The organism is Oerskovia sp. Root918 (assembly GCF_001428945.1).
Classification (GTDB): domain Bacteria; phylum Actinomycetota; class Actinomycetes; order Actinomycetales; family Cellulomonadaceae; genus Oerskovia; species Oerskovia enterophila.
Genome location: NZ_LMJG01000001.1, coordinates 462,150 through 488,276 on the forward strand (window position 1 = coordinate 462,150; position 26,127 = coordinate 488,276).

General features: G+C 74.1%; 23 protein-coding genes. 16 read left to right on the forward strand and 7 right to left on the reverse strand.

Going from position 1 to position 26,127, the window contains the following annotated elements:
* Nucleotides 1-53: 53 nt before the first annotated feature.
* Nucleotides 54-797, forward strand: coding sequence for a nitroreductase family protein (locus tag ASE27_RS02030; protein ID WP_056646536.1), 744 nt, complete (start codon nt 54-56; stop codon nt 795-797).
* A gap of 118 nt (nt 798-915) precedes the next feature.
* Here the strand turns inward: ASE27_RS02030 and ASE27_RS02035 are convergent, their stop codons facing one another.
* From ASE27_RS02035 to ASE27_RS02060, 6 genes are all read right to left on the reverse strand, one after another.
* Nucleotides 916-1,488, reverse strand: coding sequence for a GNAT family N-acetyltransferase (locus tag ASE27_RS02035; RefSeq protein WP_056645194.1), 573 nt, complete (start codon nt 1,486-1,488; stop codon nt 916-918).
* Between the two features lie 109 nt (nt 1,489-1,597).
* Nucleotides 1,598-2,371 (reverse strand): 2-phospho-L-lactate guanylyltransferase, encoded by a 774-nt coding sequence (locus ASE27_RS02040; RefSeq protein ID WP_235535321.1) that lies wholly within the window; start codon nt 2,369-2,371, stop codon nt 1,598-1,600.
* A gap of 77 nt (nt 2,372-2,448) precedes the next feature.
* Nucleotides 2,449-3,384, reverse strand: coding sequence for a 2-phospho-L-lactate transferase (gene cofD / locus ASE27_RS02045; protein ID WP_235535322.1), 936 nt, complete (start codon nt 3,382-3,384; stop codon nt 2,449-2,451).
* 89 nt (nt 3,385-3,473) lie between these two features.
* Entirely contained in the window at nt 3,474-4,187 is a 714-nt protein-coding gene (locus tag ASE27_RS02050; RefSeq protein WP_056645198.1) for a maleylpyruvate isomerase N-terminal domain-containing protein, read from the reverse strand.
* A gap of 106 nt (nt 4,188-4,293) precedes the next feature.
* Entirely contained in the window at nt 4,294-5,511 is a 1,218-nt protein-coding gene (locus tag ASE27_RS02055; RefSeq protein WP_056645200.1) for a homoserine O-acetyltransferase, read from the reverse strand.
* 73 nt (nt 5,512-5,584) lie between these two features.
* The gene (locus tag ASE27_RS02060) at nt 5,585-6,949 is read right to left on the reverse strand and encodes a bifunctional o-acetylhomoserine/o-acetylserine sulfhydrylase (RefSeq protein ID WP_056645202.1); all 1,365 of its coding nucleotides are present in this window, start codon (nt 6,947-6,949) and stop codon (nt 5,585-5,587) included.
* 441 nt (nt 6,950-7,390) lie between these two features.
* Here ASE27_RS02060 and ASE27_RS02065 point away from each other — a divergent pair, with 441 nt between their 5' ends.
* Nucleotides 7,391-8,794, forward strand: coding sequence for an NlpC/P60 family protein (locus tag ASE27_RS02065; RefSeq protein ID WP_157257339.1), 1,404 nt, complete (start codon nt 7,391-7,393; stop codon nt 8,792-8,794).
* A 132-nt stretch (nt 8,795-8,926) separates the two neighbouring features.
* On the opposite strand, the gene ASE27_RS02070 is transcribed toward ASE27_RS02065, so the two are convergent.
* Nucleotides 8,927-9,430, reverse strand: a complete 504-nt coding sequence (locus ASE27_RS02070) for an inorganic diphosphatase (RefSeq protein ID WP_056645206.1) — start codon at nt 9,428-9,430, stop codon at nt 8,927-8,929.
* A 290-nt stretch (nt 9,431-9,720) separates the two neighbouring features.
* On the opposite strand from ASE27_RS02070, the gene dacB reads away from it, so the two are divergent.
* From dacB to panD, 14 genes are all read left to right on the forward strand, one after another.
* Nucleotides 9,721-11,118 carry a D-alanyl-D-alanine carboxypeptidase/D-alanyl-D-alanine-endopeptidase gene (gene dacB / locus ASE27_RS02075; RefSeq protein ID WP_056645208.1) on the forward strand — a complete coding sequence of 466 codons (1,398 nt, stop codon included), beginning with the start codon at nt 9,721-9,723 and terminating at the stop codon, nt 11,116-11,118.
* A 70-nt stretch (nt 11,119-11,188) separates the two neighbouring features.
* Nucleotides 11,189-12,433, forward strand: coding sequence for a zinc-dependent metalloprotease (locus tag ASE27_RS02080; protein WP_056646540.1), 1,245 nt, complete (start codon nt 11,189-11,191; stop codon nt 12,431-12,433).
* Nucleotides 12,434-12,444: 11 nt separating this feature from the next.
* Nucleotides 12,445-13,611, forward strand: a complete 1,167-nt coding sequence (gene tilS / locus ASE27_RS02085; RefSeq protein WP_056645210.1) for a tRNA lysidine(34) synthetase TilS — start codon at nt 12,445-12,447, stop codon at nt 13,609-13,611.
* 5 nt (nt 13,612-13,616) lie between these two features.
* Nucleotides 13,617-14,171, forward strand: a complete 555-nt coding sequence (hpt, locus tag ASE27_RS02090) for a hypoxanthine phosphoribosyltransferase (protein ID WP_056645212.1) — start codon at nt 13,617-13,619, stop codon at nt 14,169-14,171.
* Nucleotides 14,172-14,405: 234 nt separating this feature from the next.
* A complete protein-coding gene (ftsH, locus tag ASE27_RS02095; protein WP_056645215.1) occupies nt 14,406-16,460 on the forward strand; it encodes an ATP-dependent zinc metalloprotease FtsH in 2,055 nt (684 codons plus the stop codon).
* Nucleotides 16,461-16,470: 10 nt separating this feature from the next.
* Nucleotides 16,471-17,073: a GTP cyclohydrolase I FolE gene (gene folE / locus ASE27_RS02100; RefSeq protein WP_056646542.1), complete on the forward strand. Its 603-nt coding sequence runs from the start codon at nt 16,471-16,473 to the stop codon at nt 17,071-17,073.
* A gap of 82 nt (nt 17,074-17,155) precedes the next feature.
* Nucleotides 17,156-18,112 carry a dihydropteroate synthase gene (gene folP, locus ASE27_RS02105; protein WP_082608517.1) on the forward strand — a complete coding sequence of 319 codons (957 nt, stop codon included), beginning with the start codon at nt 17,156-17,158 and terminating at the stop codon, nt 18,110-18,112.
* Nucleotides 18,109-20,913, forward strand: coding sequence for a 2-amino-4-hydroxy-6-hydroxymethyldihydropteridine diphosphokinase (folK, locus tag ASE27_RS20785; protein ID WP_235535323.1), 2,805 nt, complete (start codon nt 18,109-18,111; stop codon nt 20,911-20,913). The genes folP and folK overlap by 4 nt, the downstream gene beginning before the upstream one ends.
* Entirely contained in the window at nt 20,913-21,422 is a 510-nt protein-coding gene (locus ASE27_RS02115; protein WP_082608403.1) for a DUF3180 domain-containing protein, read from the forward strand. Before folK ends, ASE27_RS02115 begins: the two co-directional genes overlap by 1 nt.
* Nucleotides 21,423-21,479: 57 nt before the next feature.
* Nucleotides 21,480-22,016: a PH domain-containing protein gene (locus ASE27_RS02120; protein WP_056645217.1), complete on the forward strand. Its 537-nt coding sequence runs from the start codon at nt 21,480-21,482 to the stop codon at nt 22,014-22,016.
* Nucleotides 22,013-23,638, forward strand: coding sequence for a PH domain-containing protein (locus tag ASE27_RS02125; protein WP_056645219.1), 1,626 nt, complete (start codon nt 22,013-22,015; stop codon nt 23,636-23,638). Before ASE27_RS02120 ends, ASE27_RS02125 begins: the two co-directional genes overlap by 4 nt.
* Before the next feature lie 3 nt (nt 23,639-23,641).
* Nucleotides 23,642-24,613 carry a Rossmann-like and DUF2520 domain-containing protein gene (locus ASE27_RS02130; RefSeq protein WP_056645221.1) on the forward strand — a complete coding sequence of 324 codons (972 nt, stop codon included), beginning with the start codon at nt 23,642-23,644 and terminating at the stop codon, nt 24,611-24,613.
* Nucleotides 24,613-25,638 carry a pantoate--beta-alanine ligase gene (gene panC, locus ASE27_RS02135; protein WP_056645222.1) on the forward strand — a complete coding sequence of 342 codons (1,026 nt, stop codon included), beginning with the start codon at nt 24,613-24,615 and terminating at the stop codon, nt 25,636-25,638. The genes ASE27_RS02130 and panC overlap by 1 nt, the downstream gene beginning before the upstream one ends.
* 53 nt (nt 25,639-25,691) lie before the next feature.
* The gene (gene panD, locus ASE27_RS02140; RefSeq protein ID WP_235535351.1) at nt 25,692-26,120 is read left to right on the forward strand and encodes an aspartate 1-decarboxylase; all 429 of its coding nucleotides are present in this window, start codon (nt 25,692-25,694) and stop codon (nt 26,118-26,120) included.
* The last annotated feature ends 7 nt before the right edge of the window (nt 26,121-26,127 follow it).

Here is a 26,127-nt window from a genome sequence, read left to right on the forward strand (position 1 = left end):
GCGGGCGCAGCGTGCGTCCCGCGGCGTGGGCGCGGGCTGGCAGCATGGTCGGCATGGAGTTTCAGGACGTCGTCCGCCGTCGCCGCATGGTCCGTCGTTTCACGGGGGAGCCGGTCGCGCCGCGGGCCGTGGAGCGCATGCTGCGCAATGCGGTGCGCGCACCGAACGCGGGCTTCACGCAGGGCTGGGCGTTCGTGGTCCTCGACCGGCCCGACGACGTCGCGCGCTTCTGGTCCGCGACCTCGCCCGTGGCGGCGGGAGAGCCGGGCGGGGGCGGGGAGGGGGTGGCCGGTTCCGCCGGGGGTGCGGCCGGCGAGGGGAACGCGGCCCCTCGCGGCGCCGCGAAGGAGAGCCGGTGGCTCGCCGGGATGCGGACCGCCCCCGTGCTCGTGGTGGTCCTGACGTCGCGTGACGCCTACCTGGCGCGGTACGCCGAGGACGACAAGGCGCGCGCCGCGGCTCAGGCTGCGGGCGAGGGGGAGTCGCCGTGGGACGTGCCGTACTGGCACGTCGACGCGGGCATGGCGTCGCTGCTCATGCTCCAGACGGCGGTCGACGAGGGGCTCGGGGCGTGCTTCTTCGGGGTGCCGCCCGGACAGGTCGAGGCGTTGCGCGCCGAGCTCGGGGTGCCGCGCGAGTTCCTGGTCACCGGGGTGGTCGCGGTGGGGCACGCGGCGGACCCGGCTCCTCGGGAGGGCGCGGCATGGCTGGGGACCGGTGCTGCGTCGTCGGGCGGGTCGCCGACGAGGCGCCCACGGCGACCGCTCGAGGACGTGGTGCACCACGGCGGGTGGTGACCTGCAGCGGGTGGTGAGGGACTGCCGGAGATGACTGGAGGAGTGTTCTCGCTCCACGGACCAGTTGTCAGAAGTGAACCGGGGGATAGCCCGGTGCAGCTCTGACAGCTCGTCGGGGTCAGCGCAGGTCGAGCCGCATGAGGACGCGCGGAAAACCGTTGAGCACCGAGTCGGTCGTCGCTGCCTGGGTGAACCCCGCGTCCTCGAAGAGCTTCTTGGTGCCCGCGTACGCCATGGTCAGGTCGATCTTCCTGCCCTCGTTGTCGAGCGGGTAGCCCTCGACCGCGGGCGCCCCGTGCTCGCGCGCGAACGCGACCGCGCCCTCGAGCAACCGGTGCGAGATCCCCGCGCCACGGTGCCCGGGCCGCACCCGCAGGCACCACACCGACCACACGTCGAGGTCGTCGACGTGCGGGATCTTGCGGTTGCGCGCGAAGCTCGTGTCGGCGCGCGGGTGGACCGCGGCCCAGCCCACGACCTCGTCCCCCTCGTACGCGAGCACCCCCGGCGGAGGGTCCTGGCGGCAGAGCTTCTCGACGAGCGCCCCGCGCTCGGGGCCTACGAGCGCGACGTTCTCCTTCGAACCGATGCGGTAGCTCAGGCACCAGCACACGTTGGCGTCGGGCCGCTTGGGCCCGACCATCGTCCTCACGTCGACGAACACCGTCGCGGGCCGCACCTCGATCCCCATGCGGTCACGATGCCACCGGCCGGGAGTGCCGGCAACGGAGCGTCGCTCACGCCGAGGTGCCGGACGTGCGCGACCGGTCCTACCGCCCCCGTCCTGACAGGCGCGCGGCTCAGGTGTCAGAACTGGCCCGGTCCATGGCCCGGTGGAGCTCTGACAACTCGTCCCGCGACCGCACATCCGCGGGCAGCTCGGCCCAGTCGTCGAGCGTGTCGAGGTCCACGGCGGTCCCGGTCCGGTGCACGACGGCGGCGCGCACGCCCCGCAGGTCCGCCTCGGCCAGGTGGGCCTCGAGGCTCCCGACGCCGAACCGGAACGTGAACGGCGCGTCGGCGTCGAGCACCAGGAGGTTGGTGCCCGCACGCACCCGGTCGGTCGCGACCACGACGGGTGAGTCCTCGGTGAGCAGCGACTCGACGTCCTCGACCGTGAGGGCAGGGAGGTCTGCGTGGGCGACGAGGAGTCGCGCGGGTCCCGCAGGCCCGTCGACAGCTCCCGAGCTGCCCGAGGTGCCGACCACGAGCTCACGACCGACGTCGAGCGCGGCGTTCAGGCCGGGGCGGCTCGCAGGCTGCAGGACGATCTGGAGCCGGCCGGGGCCGTCCCCCTCGGCGCCGGGGCCGTCGCCCTCGACGGGCGCACCCGTCGCTCTCGGCGAACCCGGGGCGTCGTCCAGGGGCGGCGGCACGGGCGGCACCAGGCTCCCCAGCGCACGCCATGCGAACCGGGGGTCCGACGTCACGACCAGCACCCGCTCCACGGCCTCGCTCGCGAGCAGCGTCCCGACCACGTGCCGTGCGAGCACCGCGATCAACCGGCTCCGCTCCGCAGGATCGAGCACCGCCGCGAGCCGCGACTTGCCCGAGAACCCGTCGCGCAGCGGCACCACGGCAACCACCCGCTGCCGGGCTGGGGACGCACCCGCCGCACCGGCCCTCCCGCGGTGCGTGACGCCGTCGGGCGTCATGCCGATGCCGCGGCGAGGAGCTCGCGAGCCAGTCGTTCGCGTCCCTCCGCGCCACCCATGACCGTGTCCGTCACGAGCACCTCGAGGCCCAGGGCCTCGATCGCGGGCGCGAGGTCCCGGTCGGCCTCGTCGATGCACATGACGTCGACCAGCCCCACGTACAGGCGCGCGACACCCAGGGCCGAGACGTCGTGCCCCAGGCTCGCGAGCACCGACGCCGCCGGCCCCTTGAGCGCGCGGCCCCCGATGATCGGGCTCACCGCGACACGCCGCACGGTCGAGGACGCGAGGGCCTCGCGCACCCCCGGCACGGCCAGGACCGGGGCGATCGACAGGAACGGGTTCGACGGCGCGACGACCAGCAGGTCCGCACCGGAGACTGCGTCGAGCACGCCCGGCGCCGGGGACGCCTGCTCGGCCCCCACGAACGTCAGCCCCAGGACCTCGTCGCGGTGCTGGCGGGCGACGAAGTACTCCTGGAAGCCGAGCGGCCCGTCGGCCGTCTCGACCACGGTCGCCACGAGGTCGTCCGTCATGGGCAGCAGGCGTGCGCGGACCCCGAGCGAGCCCGTGATCTGCGCCGTGACCTCGGTCAGCGTGGCCCCGGCGCGCAGGCGCGCCGTGCGCACCACATGGGTCGCGAGGTCCTTGTCGCCCAGCGTGAACCAGGTGTCCTCGCCCAGGCGTCGCATGGCCTCGAGCGTCGCGTACGTCTCCCCGGCCAGGCCCCAGCCGCGCACGTCGTCGGCGAGTCCCGCGAGCGTGTAGGTCACGGTGTCGAGGTCGGGGCTGATCGCGAGCCCGTGCAGCTCGACGTCGTCGGCCGTGTTGACCACGACCGTGAGGTCGGCCCCCGCGAGCTCCATGCCGTGGGCGAGCTTCGCGCCACCCACACCGCCTGCCAGGACCGTCACCCGCGCGTCGTTCACCACCGGTCGAGCATAGTCGGGCGGCCTGGGGCGGCCGGGCCCTGGTGCGGCCGCGGCATGGTGCGGGTCCGCCGCACCGAGCGCGGCGGACCTCAGAGCAGCGGCAGCATGCGCCCCAGGTCCGGGACCGAGTCCGAGGTGTGGAGCGGCGCGAGGGCGCGAGCCAGGTCGTCGGTGTCGTACGGGGTGCGGCCCGTCGCGAGCCGGACCCACAGGCGCGGGTCGACGACCTCGAGGCTCCACCCGCCGCGCGTCACGACGATGCGCAGCAGCTCGGCCGCGACCAGGTCCAGGGCGCCGCGGTCGACGGCCTTCTCCGCGACCCCGGGCAGGCTGCGCTCGAGGTCGTCGGCGTGCACGACGAGCTCGATGAGCCGGGAGACCACCATGTCGCGCAGCGTGATGGGCCCGCGACGGGCCTGGATCACGGTCTCGGTCGGGGCGAGCTCGTCGAGGCGCGCGAACGCCCGGCGCGCGTAGCCCGAGACCGCGGTGAGGCGGTCGGCGGCGATCTCCTCGTCGAGCGCACGGGTCACCTGGGCGATCTGCTCGGCGCGCTCGGGGTACGTGCCGAGGTACTCGGCGAGGGTCAGAGGGTTGGTGCCGGGCGCGACGGGCGTCGCGGCCACGAGCGCGTCCATGGCGCGCCCCAGGTGCGACACGAGCTCGCCCACGGTCCAGCCCGTCAGGACGCTGGGCTGGTCGACCGCGTCGTCCAGGGTGTCGTCGAGCGAGCCGAGCCACCTCTCCAGGCGGTCCCACTGGGCGTGGAGGGCGGCGGTGGCCTCGGTCAGGTCTGCGGTCATGGAGACATCGTGCCTGGTCGGGGGCGCGGCGTCACGCACCGCGCAGGCCACGGGGACCGGAACGGCCGATGCGCGGTCCAGGTCCGGCCCGGCGCGAGGGGGCTTCTCAGACCTGCGCGCGCTCCGCCAGGAACTGCGTGACGATCGGCCCGAGCTGGTCGAACTCGATGAGGAAGCCGTCGTGACCGAACTCCGAGTGCAGCAGCCGCAGGGGCTGCGCGCCCGGGACCTTCTGCGCGATGCGTGCCGAGTCCTCGGGGAGGAACAGGCGGTCGGTGTCGACGGCCACGACGAGCGTGCGGGCCGTGATCTGGCCCAGGGCCTCGTCGACGCCCCCGCGGTCGCGGCCCAGGTCATGGGTCAGCATGGACTCGGTGAGCACGACGTAGGAGTTCGCGTCGAAGCGGCGCGAGAGCTTGTCCCCGTGGTGGTCCAGGTAGGACTGGACGGCGTAGCGCCCGTCCGTGAACGGGTCCTCGCCGCCCTGGGGCAGCCGGCCGAAGCGCTCGTCGAGCTCGCGGGCGCTGCGGTAGGTCGCGTGCGCGATCTGCCGCGCGATGCCCAGGCCCACGTGGGGTCCCTGGTCGTCGGGCACGTCGTAGTAGTCGCCCCCGCGGTACTTCGGGTCCGCACGGATGGCGCCGATCTGCGGGTGCGCCCAGGCGATCTGGTCTCCCGAGGTCTGCGCGGCCGACGCGATGACCGCGACCGACTCGACCGAGATGCCGGACTCGGGGCCGAGGATCGCCCACTCGAGCACGCGCAGCCCGCCCATGGACGCGCCGATCACGAGCGCCCACGACGAGATGCCGAGCGCCCGCGCGAGCTCGATCTCCACGGCGACCTGGTCGCGCGTCGTGATGCGCGGGAAGCGCCCGCCCCACGGCCGGCCGTCGGGGGCCGCCGAGGCGGGCCCCGTGGTGCCCTGGCAGCCGCCCAGGACGTTGGGTGCGACGACGAAGTACCGGTCGGTGTCGATCGGGGCGCCCGGCCCGACCATGGCCTCCCACCAGCCGGCCGACAGGTGGCCAGGGCCGGCAGGACCGACGACGTGCGAGTCGCCCGTCAGGGCGTGCAGGACGAGCACGGCGTTCGAGCCGTCGGGCGCGAGCGTGCCCCAGGTCTCGTACGCGACGCGGACGTCCGGCAGGCGCCCCCCGGCCTCGAGGTCGAACGTGCCGACGTCCGCGAAGAGGCGGGCTCCGGCGTCGTCCCCCTCGCGCCACGCGGCCGTGGCCGGCACGGGCGCCTTGGCCCGTGCGCGCGAGTCCGACCCGCGCCGCGCGGGCGGGCGGGAGGACGCGGAAGGGGGTGGGGGAGTCATTGCCGACCACTGTACGGCCGGGGCACCGGGGGCGCCCCGGCCGTCCAGAATCGTCATCGTGGGTCCCGGTGCCCTACTCCGCCACGACCGAGGCAGCGGCCGCGGCGTCGGCTCCCTGGGCGGACTTGGCGGCGATGAAGCCCGCCTCGAGGTCCGCGAGGATGTCGTCGACGTGCTCGATCCCGACGGACAGGCGGACGAGGCCGGGCGTGACGCCCGCCGTGACCTGCTCCTCGGGGCTGAGCTGGGCGTGCGTCGTGGACGCCGGGTGGATGACGAGCGAGCGGACGTCGCCGATGTTGGCGACGTTCGAGTGGAGCGCGAGCGCCGAGACGAACGCCTGGCCGGCCTCGGCCCCGCCGTCGAGCTCGAACGTGACGATCGCGCCCGCACCGCGCGGCGTGTACTTCTGCGCGTTGGCGTACCAGGGGCTCGACGGGAGACCCGCGTAGCCCACCGACAGGACGTCGTCGCGCGACTCGAGCCAGGTCGCGACGGTCTTGGCGTTCTCGACGTGGCGCTCGACGCGCAGCGACAGGGTCTCGATGCCCTGGGCGATGAGGAACGCGTTGAAGGGCGAGATGGCCGACCCGAGGTCGCGCAGGAGCTGCACGCGCGCCTTGAGGATGTACGCGAGGTTCGCGCCCAGGATGCCGTCCACGCCCAGGTCGCGGGCGTACACGATCCCGTTGTAGCTGGGGTCCGGGGTGTTGAAGCTCGTGAACCGCTCGGGGTCCTTCGAGAAGTCGAAGTTCCCGGAGTCGACGATCACGCCGCCGATCGCCGAGCCGTGCCCGCCGAGGTACTTGGTCGCGGAGTGGATGACGATGTCCGCGCCGAACTCGATGGGGCGCAGCAGGTAGGGCGTCGCGACCGTGTTGTCCACGATGAGCGGGACGCCGACCTCGTGCGCGGCGGCGGCCACGGCCTCGATGTCGAGGATGTCGGCCTTCGGGTTGGGGATGGTCTCGGCGAAGAACGCCTTGGTGTTCGGGCGGGCCGCGTCGCGCCAGGCTTGCGGGTCGTGCGGGTCGGTGACCCACGTGGTCTCGATGCCGAGCTTGGCGAGCGAGTACTGGAGCAGGTTGTACGTGCCGCCGTACAGCGACGGGCTGGCCACGACGTGGTCGCCCGCCTCGGCGACGTTGAGGATCGCGAACGTGGTCGCGGCCTGGCCCGACGCGAGGAGGAGTGCGCCCACGCCGCCCTCGAGGTTGGCGATGCGGTTCTCGACGACCTCGGCGGTCGGGTTGCCGATGCGCGTGTAGATGGGGCCGAGGTCCTTGAGGGCGAAGCGGTCGGCTGCGACGCCCGCGTCGGGGAAGACGAACGACGTGGTCTGGTAGATGGGCAGCGCGCGCGCCCCGGTGGTGGGGTCGGGCGTCTGGCCGGCGTGGATCTGGCGGGTCTCGAAGGACCAGCGGGGCTCGGTGCTCATGATGGCTCCTGGAAGGGGGGAGGGGAGCCGCAGAGGGGGCCGTTCCTGGCCGGGGTCCGCGGCGGGGCAGTGGGTGGACTGGTGCGCACGCGGGGGTGCGGGCCTTCCGGGCGAGGCTGGCGTGCTCCTGCCGACGTCGTGGTCGGCGGGTGCAGCTCGTCCCGGAGGGGGTCCGCAGGCAGGCGAACGTGCGCTGGGGGTCAGCTACACATTCGGCGGCAGGTCATGCTGTCGAGAGTAGGTCGGTATCTCATCCGGCGAAACCCGCGTCTTGCCATGTGAGATTTGGGGGTCTCGCGAGACGGTCGCCTGACCCGGTGCGGGCCGTGGTCGGCTCGCGCGGCGCCGCGGCACCGGGGAGACTGGACGTCCGCCGCGCCCGCGGCGGCGCCCGTCCGCCCGCGCGGCAAGGGCGTGTCGTCGACCGATCGGGGAACCGTGGTGCGCCTGTTCCCCTCTGCCCGACGGCGCAGCGCGCCCCTCGAGAGCACGTCACCACGGCGGACGGGTCGCGCAGCGCTCGTCGGAGCCCTGGTCGTGACGCTCGGTGGCGGGATCGCCCCGGCCGTCCGGGCCGAACCCCCGACCGACGACGACGTCCGGTCGGCCCAGCAGGACGAGCAGGCGGCAGGGGCACGGGTGGCCGAGATCGAGGCCGACCTCGCCACGCTCGCCGAGCAGCGTGACAACGCCTGGATCCGGGCGGGCCTCGCGGCCGAGGACTACGCCGACGCGCAGGCTGAGCTCGACGCGGCGCGCGTCGAGGTCGACGCGGCGCAGACCGCCCTCACGACGGCCGAGGCCGGCGAGGCCGAGTCCCGCTCGGCCATGGGGGCCGTCTACCGCGCGTCCCGGCAGTCGGGCGGGTCGCTCGACGCCCTGCAGGTCGTCGTGGAGTCGGACGGGCTCGACCAGATCGTCGAGTCCGAGCGCGCCCAGAAGCTCACCGGCCGCAAGGTCCAGACCGTCGCCGACGGCCACCGCACCGCCCGGGCGCTCGCGGACGCCGCGAGGGCGCGGGCGACCGCCGCCGAGGAGGCGCGCGTCGCGGCCTCGGAGCGAGCCGAGGAGACGTTCGCCGCGGCGCAGGAGGCGCAGCAGGCGATCGAGGGCTCGATCCGGGCCGCAGCCGCCCGGCGCGACGAGCTCATCGCCGACCTCGCCGCAGCGCGTGCCACGACCGTCGAGGTCGAGCGGGCGCGCCAGGACGCGCTCGACGCCGAGCGCGAGCTCGCCGCCGAGCGTCAGGCGCAGGCCGAGCGGGACGCCCTGGCCGTTCCTGCGCCCCCGGCGCCCGACGCCGGGACGCCCGCTCCGCCGTCGGGCGGGGGGAGCTCCCCGGTGGCCCCGCCCGTCGTGCCTCCCGTGACGACGCCCGACCCCCCGGTCGCTCCGCCGGTGGCCCCTCCCGTGGCGCCGCCCGTGACGCCCCCGGTCACCCCGCCCGTCACGCCTCCCGTGACCTCGCCCGGCTCGGGCGCCGCCAAGGGGCAGGCCGCGGTCGACTGGGCGCGCACCAAGATCGGCGCGCCGTACCTGTGGGGCGGCAACGGGCCCGCGTACGACTGCTCGGGACTCACGTCGCAGGCCTGGGCCAGCGTGGGAGTGAGCATCACGCGGACCTCGCGCTCGCAGTACGCGAAGGTCGCCAAGATCGGCTACGACCAGCTACGACCCGGCGACCTCATCTTCTACGGCAGCGATCCGCAGGACCCGAGCTCGATCTGGCACGTCGCGATGTACGTCGGGAACGGCCAGATGATCGAGGCCATCTACGCCGGCGTGCCCGTGAAGATCAGCGCGGTGCGCTGGAAGAGCTCGATGCCGTACGCGGGGCGGCCGTAGGGGCCGTCTCGACGGTGGTCGGTCGGAGTCCGGCGCCCTCGGACGCACGAGGACCCGGCCTCCTGGTGGAGACCGGGTCCTCGTGGTGGTTCGTGGCCGTTCGGCGGCCGACCCTGCGCGGTGTGCGGAGGGTCAGTGGCCGGGCGTGTGGTAGCCGCTGTCGATCGCGCGCTGGATGGAACGCTCGATCTCGGCCTCGGCCTCGGTGCGACCGGTCCAGTGGGCGCCCTCGACGGACTTGCCCGGCTCGAGGTCCTTGTAGACCTCGAAGAAGTGCTGGATCTCGAGACGGTGGAAGTCCGACACGTCGTCGATGTCCTGGCGCCACGCGGCACGCTGGTCGCCCGTGGGGACGCACAGGACCTTGTCGTCGCCCCCGGCCTCGTCGCGCATGCGGAACATGCCGAGCGCGCGGCAGCGGATCAGGCAGCCGGGGAACGTAGGCTCCTCGAGCAGGACCAGGGCGTCCAGCGGGTCGCCGTCCTCGCCGAGGGTGCCCTCGATGAACCCGTAGTCGTCCGGGTAGCGCGTCGAGGTGAACAGCATGCGGTCAAGGCGGATGCGACCTGTCGCGTGGTCGACCTCGTACTTGTTGCGCTGGCCCTTCGGGATCTCGATCGTGACGTCGAACTCCACTGTTCTCCTCCAGTTGAACCGGCGCACCCGCTCGGTCGCGGTGTGGCGGTCATGAAAATCGGCTGTCGTGCGCACGCGGCTCCGGCGGTTCCCTGCCAGGTGGAGGTGGGCCGTCCCGAGGGGCGGCGTGACCTTCGAGGAGAGACCGGGCCATCATGCGCCCTCTAGTGTGACACGAACGACCTGGGACAGCAGTGGCCGGACCCCGGGAACGTTGTGGTTCCTGAGTGATAATGCGCACGGAGAGCGGTCCCACCCGAAGGGCCGCCGGCAGGAGGGAAGAGGGTCAGATGGGTTGGGCAGCGCGGACGGGCATCACTGCGGGGATCGTGGTGGTGCTCGCGGGCGGCTACCTGACGGCCGACGCGTACGACGTCGTCCCCGGGATCCTCACGACCGCACCCGCGGTCGCGCCTGCAGCACCCTTCCCGACGCCTCCGGGCGCCGTGGACACCGCGTCACCTGCGCAGACGCTCCCGGTGCTCGACGAGGGCGCACCGGTGCCGGACGCGGCGGAGATCTCCGCCGGGCTCGACGCGCTCGTCAAGGATCCTCAGATGGGGAGCCGTGCCGGCGGCGTCGTGCTGGACCGGATCACGGGCGAGGTGCTCGCGCAGAGCAGCGCGGGCACACCCATGATCCCGGCCTCGACGCAGAAGATCTTCACGGCCGCCGCGGCCCTCGCGTCGCCCGGTCCCGAGGTGACGCTCACCACGAAGGTGGTCGACGTCGGGGCGGGGACGATCGCCCTGGTGGGTGGCGGCGACATGATGCTCGCCGCTGGGGAGGGCGATCCCCTGGCGGTCAACGGGCGGGCGGGGCTCGCCGACCTCGCCGCCCAGGTGGCCGGCAAGCTCCGGCTCACGGGCGCGACGACGGTGCGGCTCGTGGTCGACGACCGGTACTTCTCGGGTCCCACCGTCAGCCCGGCGGTCTTCGCCGGGAACGTGACCGCGGGCTACGTCGCGCCCGTCACGGCCCTCGGGGTCGACGTGGCCCGGCTGAGCGACGCGGAGTACGCCAAGCGGAGCCCCGACCCCTCGCTCGCCGCGGCCGAGATCTTCGCGCAGCGGCTCGCCGACGTGGGCATCACGGTCACGGGCGCCCCCGAGCGCGGGGAGGCCCCGGCCGACGCGACGGTCCTCGGGTCGGTCGAGTCCGCGTCCCTCGAGGAGGTCGTGGGCTACTTCCTCCAGCACTCCGACAACACCATCACCGAGGTCGTCGGCCGCCTCGTCGCGATCGACGCGGGCCTGCCCGCGACGTTCGACGGCGCGACCCAGGCGGTCCGCGCGAGCATGGAGCGGCTCGGGGTGGACATGCAGGGGGCGGTGCTCGCGGACTGCTCGGGCCTCGGGGACGGCTCGGCCGTGACCGCGGACCAGCTCGCCGCGACGCTCATGCTCCTGACGGACCCTGCGCAGCCCGGGCTGCGGGCCGGCGCCGTGGGCCTGCCGATCGCGGGCCTGTCGGGGACGCTCGACGACCGCTTCCTGGCGTCGCCCGGCCGCGGTCTGGTCCGTGCCAAGACGGGCAGCCTGCCAGGAGTGACCTCGCTCGCCGGGACGGTCGTCACGGCGCAGGAGCGCCAGCTCGTGTTCGTCCTCCTCGCGGACGCGCTGCCCGAGGGCGGGTCGTACGGGGCCCGGCTGCTCATGGACGGGTTCGTCGGGGGCCTCGCGGACTGATCGCGTGCTGCGGGTCGTCTGCAACGGGCGCGACGGTCGACCGGCTGAGCGCAGCGGCTACGGTGGGGCGATGACGTCTCCCGTGCTCGGCACGCCGCTCGTCGACTGGTCCGCAGCAGCGCAGATCGCCGGACGGGTGGCCCGGCCGGGTCCCCTGGCCTCGCGCGACGAGCTCGCGGAGCTCGTCGCTGGCCTGCGGGCAGCGGCGTCGGACGCGGTCCCGCACGTCCTGCGCGTCACGCGCATGGTGCCGGCCGCCCTGCCCGGCAGCGCAGCAGCACCGGGGGGCGTCGCGAGCGAGGAGCCTGCCGAGCTGTCGCAGGTGTTCGTGGTCGACCGCCCGCGCTGGGCGCGGGCGAACACCGAGGTCATGGCGAGCCTGACCGACGGAGTCGCCGACGCGCTGACGGGGAAGGACGACAAGCCGGTCTCGGCGACGACGGCCCTGGTGGGCGCGGCGCAGGTGGGGGCGGTGCTCGCGGCGCTGTCGAGCAGGGTGCTGGGACAGTTCGATCCGTACAGCGCCGCAGGCGGTAGCGCGGAGAGGGCCGCAGGCGGTAGTGCTGACAGCGCCGCAGGCGGTAGCGGACTCCGCGCCGCAGGCGGTAGTGCTGACAGCGCCGCAGACGGTCGCCCCGACGGCGGCGCACCCCCTGGCCGCCTGCTCCTCGTCGCGCCCAACGTCCTTCAGCTCGAGCGGGACCTGGACCTGGTCCCGGCCGACTTCCGCCTCTGGGTGTGCCTCCACGAGCAGACGCACGCCCTGCAGTTCGCGGCGGCCCCGTGGCTCGCCGACCACCTGCGGGCCCGCGCGCACGACCTGCTCGTGGGGCTCTCGGAGTCGTCGCGTCATCTGGCCGACGCCCGGTTGCGGGAGAAGGTCGCGACCGCGGGCCGCGTCGTCGTGCGTGCGGTCCGCGGCGAGGGCGGCGGCGTGGCCGAGGGCCTGCTCACGCAGGACCAGAAGGCCGTCCTCGAGGAGGTGTCGGGAGTCATGGCGCTGCTCGAGGGCCACGCGGACGTCATGATGGACGCCGTCGGGCGACGGACGGTCCCCACGGTGCGTCGGATCCGTGCCCAGTTCGAGGCGCGACGCGACGGGCAGGGCAGCAGCACGCTCGACACGGTGCTGCGCCGCTTCCTCGGGATGGACGCCAAGCTCGCGCAGTACCGCGACGGTGCGGCGTTCGTCCGTGCCGTGGAGAGGCAGGTCGGGCGTGACGGCCTCAACGCGGTCTGGACGAGCCCCGGGACGCTGCCCTCGGCCCGCGAGATCGCGGAACCCGGCGCCTGGGTGCGCCGGGTCCACGGCTGACGGGGCGCAGGGTGGTCGGACCTCGTCCCGCGGACGCCGCGGCCCGCCGTGCGGTGCGTGCCGCGCTGCGCGACCTCGCGCCCGGCTCGCTCGTGCTCGTGGCCTGCTCGGGCGGGGCGGACTCGCTCGCGCTCGCGGCCGCGACGGCGTTCGTGGCGTCGCGCGACGGCCTGCGGGCCGGTGCGGTCGTCGTGGACCACGGCCTCCAGGGAGGGAGCGCCGACGTCGCGGCGCGCGCGGGCGAGCAGTGCCGCGCGCTGGGCCTCGATCCGGTCGAGGTGCGCGGCGTGCGGGTCGGGAGCCGGGGTGGGCTCGAGGCGGCCGCGCGGCACGCGCGCTACGCCCTGCTCGACGACGTCGCTCACCGCACGGGGGCGGCCGCGGTCCTGCTGGGGCACACGCTCGACGACCAGGCCGAGACCGTGCTGCTGGGTCTCGCGCGCGGGTCGGGGGCCCGCTCGCTCGCGGGCATGGCGGCTGAGCGCGGGGTCTACCGGCGTCCTCTGCTGGGGCTGCGTCGCACCGACACCGAGGCCGTGTGCGCTGCGAACGGGCTGACGTGGTGGACCGACCCCACGAACGGCGTCCCGGCCTGCGCGCCGACGCAGGCCGGAGCGGCCGACCTGCCGTTGCGCTCGCAGGTGCGCACCCGGGTGCTCCCGGTGCTCGAGGACGTGCTCGGCCCGGGGGTCGCGGTCACGCTGGCGCGGACGGCCGACCAGCTCCGCGAGGACGCCGACCTGCTCGACGACCTCGCGGCCCGGCTGCTCGACCGGGCGCGGGTCACCGAGCCCGACGAACCTCGCGAACCGGTCGGAGCGGACGTCGACGACCCGGCCTCGCGGGGCGCCCGGCCCGTCGGGACGCGTGACGAACGGCCGGTGACCCGACCGGACGTCGCTGTGGTGCTCGACACCCAGGTGCTGGCGGACGCCCCGGCCGCGCTGCGCCGTCGGGCACTGCGCGCCGCGGCCCAGGAGGCCGGGAGTCCCGCCGGTTCGCTCTTCGCGAGCCACGTCGCGACGCTCGACGCCCTGGTCACCGCGTGGCGGGGCCAGGGCCCCGCGCACCTCCCGGGCGACCTTCGCGCCTCGCGCACCCGTGGGAGACTCTTCCTGGGGCCGGAACGGCCTCCCTCGCTCGCGCGAACCCCATCAGCAGAACCAGCACAGGAGTGAAACCCGTGGACTCATCCGACGTCGGCAACGACCTCGAGAACATCCTCCTCACCGAGGAGCAGCTCCGCGGGAGGCTGGACGAGCTCGCCGAGCAGATCGACCGCGACTACGCGGGCAAGGACCTGCTCCTCGTGGGCGTCCTCAAGGGAGCGGTCATGGTCATGGCCGACCTCGCCCGCCGCCTGCACCACGACGTCGAGATGGACTGGATGGCCGTCTCGTCCTACGGCTCGGGCACCAAGTCCTCGGGCGTCGTGCGCATCCTCAAGGACCTCGACGCCGACCTCACGGGGCGCCACGTGCTCATCGTCGAGGACATCATCGACTCGGGCCTCACGCTCTCGTGGCTGCTGTCGAACCTGCGCAGCCGCGGCCCCGCGTCGGTCGAGGTGGCGGCGATGCTCCGCAAGCCCGACGCCGCGAAGACCGAGGTCGACGTGCGCTACATCGGCTTCGACATCCCCAACGAGTTCGTCGTGGGCTACGGCCTGGACTACGCGGAGAAGTACCGCAACCTGCCGTTCGTGGGCACGCTCGCCCCGCACGTCTACTCGTCCTGACGCCTCACCCCAGCCCCGACCGGTGACGGCGGCGGGGGCGACGACCTCGGTCGCGCCCCCGCCGCCGGGCACCGCGGGGCGAGCCCGCGGCTCAGGCCGTGACCCGCGCGGGACGCCGCTCCTCGAAGCCACGCCCTGGGCGAACAGACCAGCCAACTGCCAGGTTGTGCGTGTAACTTCACTGGCGGAACCATTGCGCGAGTGGAGGGATGCGGGGGCTCGTCCCCGTCGCCGATGAACATCAAGAAGATTCTCAGCGGGCCGATCGTCTGGATCGTGGTGGGTCTGGCGATCCTCGGGATCGCCTTCATGGCCCTGTCCGGACCCAGCGTCCACCGTGTCGACACCTCGACCGGGCTCGAGCTCCTCCAGGACGGGAAGGTCGAGCAGGCCCTCCTGGTCGACGGGGACCAGCGCGTCCAGCTCACCCTCACCGAGGACTACGAGGTCGACGGCAAGTCGCAGGGCAAGAGCGTGGAGTTCTTCTACGTCGCACCCCAGGGCGAGGCCGTGGTGAACGCCGTGACCGAGGCGAACCCTCCCAAGGGCTACAACTCGGAGATCGCGCGTCCCTCGTTCCTCGCGTCGGCGCTCTCGCTCATCCTGCCGTTCCTCATCATCGGGCTCGTGTTCTGGTTCCTGCTGTCCCGCATGCAGGGCGGCGGCTCCAAGGTCATGGGCTTCGGCAAGTCCAAGGCCAAGCTCGCCTCGAAGGACACCCCGCAGGTCACGTTCGCCGACGTCGCCGGCGCGGACGAGGCCGTCGAGGAGCTCTACGAGATCAAGGAGTTCCTCGCCGAGCCGGACAAGTTCCAGGCCGTGGGCGCCAAGATCCCCAAGGGCGTGCTCCTCTACGGGCCTCCCGGGACCGGCAAGACCCTCCTCGCGCGCGCCGTCGCCGGCGAGGCCGGCGTGCCGTTCTACACGATCTCCGGCTCGGACTTCGTCGAGATGTTCGTGGGCGTCGGCGCGAGCCGTGTCCGTGACCTCTTCCAGCAGGCCAAGGAGAACTCGCCGGCCATCATCTTCGTCGACGAGATCGACGCCGTCGGCCGCCACCGCGGTGCCGGCATGGGCGGCGGGCACGACGAGCGCGAGCAGACGCTGAACCAGCTCCTCGTCGAGATGGACGGGTTCGACGTCAAGACCAACGTCATCCTCATCGCGGCGACCAACCGCCCTGACATCCTCGACCCCGCGCTCCTGCGTCCGGGCCGTTTCGACCGCCAGATCGCGGTCGAGGCACCTGACCTCAAGGGCCGCGAGGCGATCCTGGCCGTGCACGCCCAGGGCAAGCCGATCGTCCCCGAGATCGACCTGGCCGCCGTCGCGCGCCGCACCCCCGGCTTCACGGGTGCGGACCTCGCGAACGTGCTCAACGAGGCCGCGCTGCTCACCGCGCGCTCGGGTGCCCAGCTCATCGACGACCGCGCGCTCGACGAGGCCATCGACCGCGTGATCGCCGGCCCGCAGAAGCGGACCCGCGTGATGAACGTCAAGGAGCAGAAGATCACGGCGTACCACGAGGGCGGTCACGCCCTGGTCGCCGCGGCCATGCGCTACACGGACCCCGTCACCAAGGTGACGATCCTGCCGCGTGGTCGTGCGCTCGGCTACACCATGGTCATGCCGCTCGAGGACAAGTACTCCACGACGCGCAACGAGCTGCTCGACCAGCTCGCCTACGCCATGGGCGGCCGCGTGGCCGAGGAGCTCGTGTTCCACGACCCCACGACGGGCGCCTCGAACGACATCGAGAAGGCGACCGCGATCGCCAAGAAGATGGTCACCGAGTACGGCATGAGCGAGCGCGTCGGCGCGATCAAGCTCGGCATCGGCGCGGGCGAGCCCTTCATGGGTCGCGACATGGGCCACACGCGCGACTACTCCGAGTCGGTCGCGGGCACGGTCGACCACGAGGTCCGCCGCCTGGTCGAGTCGGCCCACGACGAGGCCTGGGAGGTGCTCGTCCAGTACCGCGACGTGCTCGACCACCTGGTCCTCGAGCTCCTCGAGAAGGAGACGCTGAACCAGGCCGAGCTCGCCGAGATCTTCGCTCCCGTCGTCAAGCGCGACGCGCGTGAGGTCTGGCTCTCGAGCGAGCAGCGCTCGGTCTCGCAGCGGCCCCCGGTCATGACCGAGGCCGAGAAGGCCACGCTGCCCAAGGACCCGCAGGGGCACCCCGTCGTGGTCCCGCAGGACGAGGCCGCCGCGGCGGCCGACGAGCTCCCGCCCGAGCGCATCGGCGAGGTCCCCGCGGACCGCGTGGTCGACGACGGGCAGGTCTGACGTGGCCCAGGTGCCCGACCAGGGGCTGCGCGCCCCGGCGGACGTCCCCGAGTACGACGAGGAGCGGGCCCGCGCAGCAGTGCGTGAGCTCCTGCTCGCCGTGGGCGAGGACCCGGACCGCGAGGGCCTCCAGGAGACCCCGTCCCGTGTCGCTCGCGCCTACCGCGAGATCTTCGCGGGCCTGCGCCAGGAGCCCTCGGACGTCCTGACCACCATGTTCGACCTCGGTCACGAGGAGATGGTGCTGGTCAAGGACATCGAGGTCTACTCGACGTGCGAGCACCACCTGGTGCCGTTCCACGGCGTGGCGCACGTCGGGTACATCCCCAACGTGGACGGTCGCATCACGGGGCTGTCCAAGCTGGCCCGCCTGGTCGACGTCTTCGCGCGCCGCCCCCAGGTCCAGGAGCGCCTGACGTCGCAGATCGCCGACGCGCTCGTCGAGAACCTCGCGCCGCGCGGCGTGATCGTCGTGGTCGAGTGCGAGCACCTGTGCATGTCCATGCGGGGCGTGCGCAAGCCTGGTTCGCGGACCGTGACCTCGGCCGTGCGCGGCCAGATGCGCGACGGCGCGACCCGCGCCGAGGCCATGAGCCTGATCCTGGGACGGTAGGCACGACGCAGTGCGGTACACGCAGCACGGCACGGCCCCCGCTCTCCTGCCCGAGCTGGGGGACCTCGACCGGACGCTCGTCATGGGCGTCGTCAACGTCACGCCCGACTCCTTCTCGGACGGTGGCGAGTGGTTCGAGCCGCGCGCGGCGATCGAGCACGGCCTCGAGCTCCTCGCGGAGGGAGCGGACGTCCTCGACGTCGGGGGCGAGTCCACCCGCCCCGGTGCGGGGCGCGTCCCGGTGGAGGACGAGCTGGCCCGGGTCCTGCCCGTGATCTCCGCGCTCTCGGCCCAGGGGGCGGTCGTCAGCGTCGACACGACGCGGGCGCTCGTCGCCGAGCAGGCCGTCGCGGCGGGCGCGCGCATCATCAACGACGTCTCGGGGGGCCTCGCGGACCCGGACATGGCCGGTGTGGTCGCGCGCACCGGGGCCGTGTTCGTCGTCATGCACTGGCGCGGGCACGCGGACGTCATGGACGACCTCGAGCAGTACGACGACGTCGTGACGGACGTGCGCGACGAGCTCGCCCTACGCGTCGAGGCGCTGCGGTCGGCGGGCGTGCGGGACGAGCAGATCGTCCTGGACCCAGGCCTGGGGTTCTCCAAGGCGGGCTCCACCAACTGGCCGCTCCTGACGCACCTGGACGTCCTGCGGGAGCTGGGCTTCCCGGTCCTCGTCGGCGCATCGCGCAAGCGGTTCCTGGGTCACCTGCTCGCAGGCCCGGACGGCGAGCCCGTCCCCCCGCTCGCACGCGACGGGGCGACCGCGGCCATCACGGCCCTCGCGGCGGCAGCGGGTGCCTGGTGCGTGCGCGTGCACGCGGTCCGGTCCTCGGCGGACGCGGTGCGGGTCGCCGCGGCGTGGACTCGGGCCGGGGCGACGGGGGAAGATGCCTCCGGGGGAACGGTCGCCGAGGCGGTCACCTCCGGCACACCGGCGGGACGAACGACCGCTGGCCCCGCAGACCTGCCCGACCGGGTGGCGCAGCGGGCGAAGGACAGCGGAACGAACGACAGCGACGACAGGAGTACGACGTGAGCACAGCGTTCCAGGGAGCGGTGCACGGGACCGACGGTCGCCCTCTCGACCAGATCCGGCTCACGGGGCTCAGCGCGACGGGGCACCACGGTGTCTTCGAGCACGAGCGGATCGACGGTCAGCTCTTCCGTGCCGACGTCGTGCTGCACCTGGACACGCGGCGCGCCGCGTCCGGGGACGACCTCGAGGACACCGTGAGCTACGCGGTCGTCGCGGAGGACGTCGTCGCGGTGCTGGCCGGTTCGCCCGCGGACCTCATCGAGACGGTCGCCGAGCGCGTCGCCGCGGTCGCGCTGCGCCACGCGTCGATCGAGGCGGTCGACGTCGCGATCCACAAGCCGCAGGCGCCCATCACGGTGCCGTTCGACGACGTCGAGGTCGTCATCCGCCGCGACCGCGTGAAGGTGCCCGTGGTCGCGGTCGAGCCCGTTCGTGTGGTCCCTCTCCCGGTCGGTTCGATCACCCCCGCGGTGCTCGGCAACGTCGCGGTCGGAGAGCCCGGCCCCACCGCCGGGACGCCGCTCGAGGCGCCCGCCGTGATGCCACCGTCGATCCCGCCCGCGGCGCCCGTCGCGGCCCCCGACCGTTCGACCGACCAGGGCTTCCTTGCGGTTCCGGAGGACCTCGGCGCTCCCGCGGAGTCCGTGACGAGCAGCATCTCCGACGCAGAGTTCGTCGAGGCGCTCGACTCGTTCTACAGCGCACCTGAGGACGCGCTGAGCGCGCCGGCTCCCGTCGACGAGGTCGCAGCGCAGCCCGCGGCCGTCCTGGAGGCCTCGGCTCCGCAGGACGCTCCCGTCGTGCCCGACGACGTCGCACCGGTCTCGTACGAGGCCGAGCCTTCGGCCGTGGTCGTGACCCCAGAGCCCGTCCCGGAGGCCGTCGAGGAGATCGCGCCCGTGCCCGAGCCGGTCGCTGCGGACGAGCCTGCCGACGAGGCGGCGCCCCTCGATGCCCCTGTGAGCGTCGAGCCGCTCGCGGGGTACGGAGCCGCAGCGTACGAGCCCGCACCTGCCGAGCCTGTCGTACCTGCCGAGCCGGTCGTGGCCGACGTGCCGGTCGCTCCCGCTGAGCTGGTCGAGCCGGTCGTGGCCGACGTGCCGGAGGTTGCTGCGGAGGACGCCGCACCGGCGGACGTCGCGGCTCCTGCCGAGCCCGCAGGGACCTCGGTCCCCGCGGTCCCCGTCGAGCCCGCCGCGGCCGAGCCGGCCGAGCCTGCCCAGCAGGTGGCGGCGCCGGTCGAGTCCCCGGCGCAGGACCCGGCGCCGATGGCACCCGTCGAGCCCGGCCTCGCGCACGTGCTGCCCGTCGAGATCGAGGCCGCCGCTCACGCCGAGCCGCTCGCGGTCGAAGAGGCCGTCGAGCCCGCCGAGACGGTTCCGTCGGGCGAGGCCGTCGACGCCTCGCCCGTGACGCCGCTCGCGGTCGCGCCCGAGCCGTCGCCCGAGCCCGTCCCGGTCCCGGCTCTCGAGCCGGCGGCGGGGGCAGCAGCCGAGCCTGAGCCCGCGCCCGTGGTCGAGACCGATCGCCTCGACGAGGCGCCGTCGGGCTTCGTGCCGGTCGTCCTCGCTCTGGGTGCGAACCTCGGCGACGCCCAGCAGACGCTTCGCGACGCCGTTACGGACCTCGACCGGATCTCCGGCCTGGAGATCACCGAGGTCTCGCCCCTCGCGCGGACCGCGGCGGTCGGCGGACCTGACCAGCCCGACTACCTCAACGCGATCCTGCTCGCACGCACCACCCTGTCCCCGCGGGCCCTGCTCAGGGCCTGCCAGGGAGTCGAGAACGCCCACGGGCGGGTGCGCGCGGAGCGCAACGGGCCGCGGACGCTGGACGTCGACCTGATCGTCTACGGCACCGTCGCGGAGATCACCGAGGACCTCGAGCTGCCGCACCCTCGCGCCCACGAGCGCGCGTTCGTCCTGGAGCCCTGGGCGCAGGTCGCCCCGGAGGCCTTCCTGCCCGGGCTCGGCGGCGGCCCGGTCGCGACCCTCGCCGCGACGGCTCCGGACCGTGGCGGCATCCGTTGGCTCGCGCTCGACTGGCTGACGGACGCGGAGCCCGAGCCCGCTCCTGCGGCGACACCGCCGGCGGTGCCCGTCGTCGAGCCGGCCGCCGCCCCGGTGCAGAGCGCCCCGGCACAGCCCGCTCCGGTCGAGCCCACAGCCCCTGAGGCTCCGGCTGAGCCCGAGGCCCCTCGGGCCTCGCACGACCAGCCCGCGTTCGTCGCGGCACCTGCACCGGCACCTGCACCAGCACCCGCCCCGGCTCCCGACGTCCAGGAGCAGCCGGCCGCGCCTGCGGTCCCGGCCGCTCCCGCCGAGCCGGCGTCCTTCGTCCCGGCCTTCCACCCCGTGCACCCGCAGGACGGCCAGGAGCCCCCGCACCCGCAGGTCCCGCCGTTGTGGGCGGACGTGTCCGCTCAGCAGACCCCGACCACCCCGGAACCGGGTTCGTCGGCGCAGGGCGCCACGGACCGCCTCGGCGGCGCACCGGCGGGCTCCTCGGACACCCCGGCCCCGGTCGCGCCGAGCTGGTCCGCACTGACGGCTCCTGCGCAGCATGCCCCTGAGGCGCAGCTCCCGGCGCCGACGGCGTTCGCCCCGCAGCCTGTCGACGCCCCGGCCCAGGCCCCGGAGCCGGCCGCGCCGGCGTTCCGCCCGGTCCACGAGGCGCCGGCCAGCGCCTTCCAGCCCGTGCACCCGGCGCAGCCGGTCCCCCCTGCGCAGCCGGTCAAGCAGGAACCGATCACGGGCGTGCCCATGTCCTTCCCGGCCGACCTGCGCGGTCCGTCGAGCTGATGCAACGCACCAAGGTCACGACGCTCCTGCTCGTCACGGTCGCCACGACGCTGCTCGGGTGGCTCGTCGTCGTCGGGCTCGAGCGCCGTGCGACCTATCTGCCCGCGGTGCCGTGGGTCGTGGACGTGGCCCTGGTCGGGCTGGCCGTGGCAGTGTTCTGGGCGGGGTGGGCGGTCCGCTCGTACCTCAAGGGACGTCGGCCGTCGCTCGACCCGCTGCGCGCCGCGCGCACCCTGGTGCTGGCGAAGGCGGCGGCCCTCACAGGCTCGCTCCTCGCCGGGTGGTACCTGGCGCAGGTCGTCGCGGTGCTCGGCGACCTCGCGATCGAGGCGCGCCGCGACCGGGCGGTCGCCGCAGGGATCGCGGCCGCGTGCGCGCTGGTGCTCGCCGTCGTCGGGCTCGTGGTGGAGAAGTTCTGCCAGCTCCCGCCCGAGGACACCGAGCCGGGCCCGGGTGGTCGGTCGCGGGCTCCCGGTGACCACGAGCCCGAGGCCGACTCCGCAGGCTGACGCGCGTCCGCACTTCGGACGACGCGGTGGGCGCGCCCCGGATGGGAGGATGAGGCCATGACCGACCACGCCTCCGATCATCCCGTCGACCGGGTCCCGGCGACGGCACCCAGCGGACCCTTCGACCCGCCGGGGGTGACCTGGCAGGGCGTCTCGAGCCGGCTCGTCACCGCGCGGCTCGTCACGGTGGCGATCTCGCTCCTCGTGCCGTTCGTCCTGGGGGCCGTCTTCGCGCTGGTCTTCAGCCTCGTGTGGCTGTGGATCATCCCGGCCGTCGCTCTCGTGATCGGCATCTGGTGCGCCCTGGTCGTGCCCCGGCAGGTCCGTGCGATCGGCTACGCGGAGCGCGACGAGGACCTCCTGATCCGCAAGGGCGTGATGTTCCGCTCGCTCGTGGTGGTGCCCTACGGGCGCATGCAGTACGTCGACGTGCAGGCCGGCCCGCTGGCCCGCAAGCTCCGGATCGCGCAGGTCCAGCTGCACACCGCGTCGCCCGCGACCGACGCGTCGATCGAGGGGCTCGAGCCCGCTGAGGCCGAGCGCCTGCGCGACCGTCTCGCGTCCCGCGGAGAGGCACGGTTGGCCGGGCTATGACCGAGCGCAGCACTCCGCCCGAGTCTCCGCCGACCGACCTGACCTGGCACCGCGTCCACCCCGTGACCCCGGTGGTCCGTGGGTGGTCCGTGATCGCGGTCCTGCTCGTCATCGTCGGCAACCGCACCCTCGAGGGGCTCCCCGAGGGGCAGAACATGCTGGCCGGCAACGGCTGGTGGCAGATCCTGGGCGCGATCCTCGTGATCGGCCTGATCGGCCTGGGCTACTCGGCCCTGGCGTGGCGCATGACGACCTACGCGATCGACGACGAGTCGGTCCGCCTGCACACGGGCGTCCTGTTCCGGCAGCAGCGCAAGGCGCGCCTCGACCGCCTCCAGGCCGTCGACATCGTCCAGCCGCTCGTCGCGCGGCTGTTCGGGCTCGCCGAGCTCAAGCTCGAGGTCGCGGGGGGCTCGGACTCGGGCATCAAGCTCGGCTTCCTCAAGCTCGACGAGGCGAACCACCTGCGGGCCGAGCTGCTCGCCCGGGCAGCGGGCCTGCGTCTCGGCACGACGCCCGCGCGGCCCGCGGCCGTCCCGGGGACCTCGGCAGGGGACACCGCCGGAAGCCCTGCCGTCGGTGACGCTCCCCGCGGTGACTCCGTCCAGGGGCCCCCCGTCGACGCAGCCGGCGCCGGTGCTCCCGGGGTGGGCGACGTCGTCGGGCACGTGCTCCTCGAAGCCCCCGAGGCCCCCGAGCAGCCCGTCATGGAGGTCCCTCCGGGCCGCCTGATCTGGTCGCTGATCCGTACCGTCGCCATGATCGTCCTGGTCCTGGCCGTGCTCGGCCTCATCGGCGTCGCTGTCGGTACGCGCGAGATCGGGACGCTGTTCACGGCGCTCCCGCTGGTCCTGGGCGTCGGCGGCTACCTGTTCGGCCGGTTCACGCGCGAGTTCAACTTCCGCAGCGCGATCTCGCCCGACGGCATCCGGCTGCGCCACGGCCTGCTCGAGACCCGTTCGCAGACCATCCCGCCCGGGCGCGTGCAGGCGATCCGCCTCACGCAGGGTCTCCTGTGGCGCAGCGCCGACTGGTGGCGCGTCGAGGTCAACGTCGCGGGCTACGGCCAGAGCGCGGACGGGACGACGAACAACAGCGTCCTGCTGCCCGTCGGCACGCGCGACGAGGCGCTGGGCGCGGTGTGGCTCGTCCTGCCGGACCTCGGCACGGTCGACCCGCGCGCGCTGCTCGACGAGGCGCTGTCAGGCATCGACGAGGGGGCCCACTTCACGACGGCCCCGCAGCGCGCCCGGATCCTCGACCCGCTCTCGTGGCGCCGCAACGGCTTCGCGGTCACGGGCCGAGCGCTGGTCCTGCGGCGCGGGCGCCTGGTGCGCCGGGTGGAGATCGTGCCGCACGAGCGCACCCAGTCGCTGGGGCTGCAGCAGGGTCCGTGGCAGCGGCGCCTGCGGGTCGCGACGTTCGCGGTGCACTCGGTGCCCGGGCCCGTCACGCCGTCGGTGCCGCACCTCGACGAGCACGTCGCGGGAGCCCTCATGGACGAGCAGGCCCGGCGCGCCCGCGAGGCGCGCGCGCACGCGGGGCCCGAGCTGTGGATGCGGCGCGACGAGGTCGCGGCGGCCGTCGAACGGATCGAGAGCGGTGAAGGAACAGGTGACTGAGGGATGACCGACCAAGGCATGCCGGAACGCCGGCGCCCCGGACGGCTGGGCGTGGGGATAGTCGGAGCGGGCCGCGTCGGGGCCGTGCTCGGCAGCGCGCTGCGCGCGACGGGCCACGCGGTGGTCGGGGCGAGCGGCATCTCCGAGGCCTCGCGCGAGCGCATCGAGATGCTCCTGCCCGGGGTTCCCGTGCTCGAGGTCGAGGAGGTCGTGCGGCGCGCGGAGCTGGTCCTGCTCGCGGTGCCCGACGACGCCCTCCCGGGCCTGGTCTCGGGCCTCGCCGAGGTCGGGGCGTGGCAGGGCGGGCAGATCGTCGTGCACACGTCCGGACGGTACGGCGCAGGAGTGCTGGACCCGGCGCGCGCGCTGGGCGCGATCCCGCTCGCGATCCACCCCGCCATGACGTTCTCCGGCACCTCGCTCGACCTGTCGCGCCTCGAGGGCACGACGTTCGCGGTCACGGGACCGGCCCCGGTCCAGCCCATCGGGCAGGCCCTCGTGGTCGAGCTCGGCGGCGAGCCCGTCGTGGTCGAGGAGGAGGCTCGCGGGCTCTACCACGCAGCCCTCGCGCACGGGGCGAACCACCTCGTGGTCCTCGTCGCGCAGGCCGCGCAGGCCCTCGAGGCCGCTGGTGTCGAGCAGCCGGGGCGCGTGCTGGCCCCGTTGCTCTCGGCGGCGCTCGACGGCGCGACGCGTTCCGCCGACGCGGGCGGGGGAGCGGGCCCGGGGGCCATCTCGGCCCTGACGGGTCCGGTGTCGCGCGGGGACGTGGGCACGGTCGCCGAGCACCTCGAGGTGCTGCGCGCGCTGGCCGTGACCTCGGCCCAGGAGTCGGCGCCGCACGTCGCCGCGACCGACGTGCCCGCGTCCTACCGCGAGCTCAGCCGCGGAGCCACGAGCCGAGCACTGGCCGCAGGGCACATCGACGCCCGCCAGGCCCAGGAGCTGCTCGACGTCCTCGAGGAAGGTCAGTGATGTCCGTCCCCCCGCCCGTCACCCGGGTGCAGCCGCTCGTCGTCCGCACACGTGCCGCGCTGCGCACGGCCCTGGAGGCCCCTGCCGGGACCGCCGCCGGAGCGCCCGAGGGGGCTGCGCCGTCGGGCACGGCGGGTCCCCGCCCGGACGCACCGCCGCGGACCGCTGCGCGAGCCGTCGTCATGACCATGGGGGCGCTCCACGACGGGCACCTGCAGCTCGTGCGCGCGGCGCGCGAGCGCGTCGGCCCCGCGGGACAGGTCGTCGTCACGGTGTTCGTGAACCCCCTGCAGTTCGGGCCCGACGAGGACCTCGACCGCTACCCGCGCGACCTCGACGCCGACGTGGCGCTCCTCGCAGGGCTCGACGAGCCCGCACCGGGCCGCCCGGCCGTGGACCTGGTGTTCGCCCCTTCGGTCGAGGAGATGTACCCCGGCGGCGACCCGATCGTGCGCGTCACGTCGGGGCGCATCGGCACGGTCCTCGAGGGGGCCTTCCGCCCCGGACACTTCGACGGTGTCCTGACCGTGGTGCTCAAGCTGCTGCACCTGACCCGCCCGGACGTCGCGTTCTACGGCGAGAAGGACGCGCAGCAGCTCCTCGCGATCCGCCGCATGGTCGCCGACCTGAACGTCGACGTCGAGGTCGTCGGGGTGCCGATCGTGCGCGACGACGACGGGCTCGCGCTGTCCTCGCGCAACGCGTACCTGTCGGCGCAGGAACGGGCCGACGCGCTGACCCTGAGCCGGGCGCTGCGTGCCGGGGCCGCGGCCGCGGCAGCCGGCCAGGGCGGGGCGGGGGCCATCGAGGTGGCCTCGGGAATGCTCAACGAGCACCCCGGCGTTGTGGTCGATTACCTCGCACTGGTCGACCCGACTACCGTGGACGACCTGGAACCGGAGTACGTGGGACCTGCGCTGCTGCTCGTGGCGGCGCGCGTGGGCTCCACCAGACTGATCGACAACCTGGCCGTGGACGTGGCGCCCCCCGTCACCCGCACGGCCCGCCCAGGAGGCACGCAGTGACCCAGACGGGACCGCAGGACGGCACGCGCCGCCCCGCTTCCTTGCAGCGACCCATGATGATCGGGAAGATCCACCGCGCCACCGTGACGCAGGCGGACCTCCACTACGTCGGGTCCGTGACCGTGGACGTGGACCTCCTCGAGGCCGCCGACATCATCTCCGGCCAGCAGGTCGACATCGTCGACGTCACCAACGGCTCACGCCTGACGACGTACGCGATCCCCGGCGAGCGCGGCTCGGGCAAGGTCTGCATCAACGGTGCGGCCGCGCACCTGGTGCACCCGGGGGACACGGTCATCCTCATCGCCTACGGCATGATCGCCGACCACGAGGCGCGGCACTTCCTGCCGAACGTCGTGTTCGTCGACGGTGACAACCGCATCGTCGAGGTCAGCGACGAGCCGGGCCTCGTGCCCGAGGGCTACGACCTCAAGCCGAGCGGGCTGCCCATCGCCCCCTTCCAGTCCGCGTCGGTCGAGTGACCCAGGC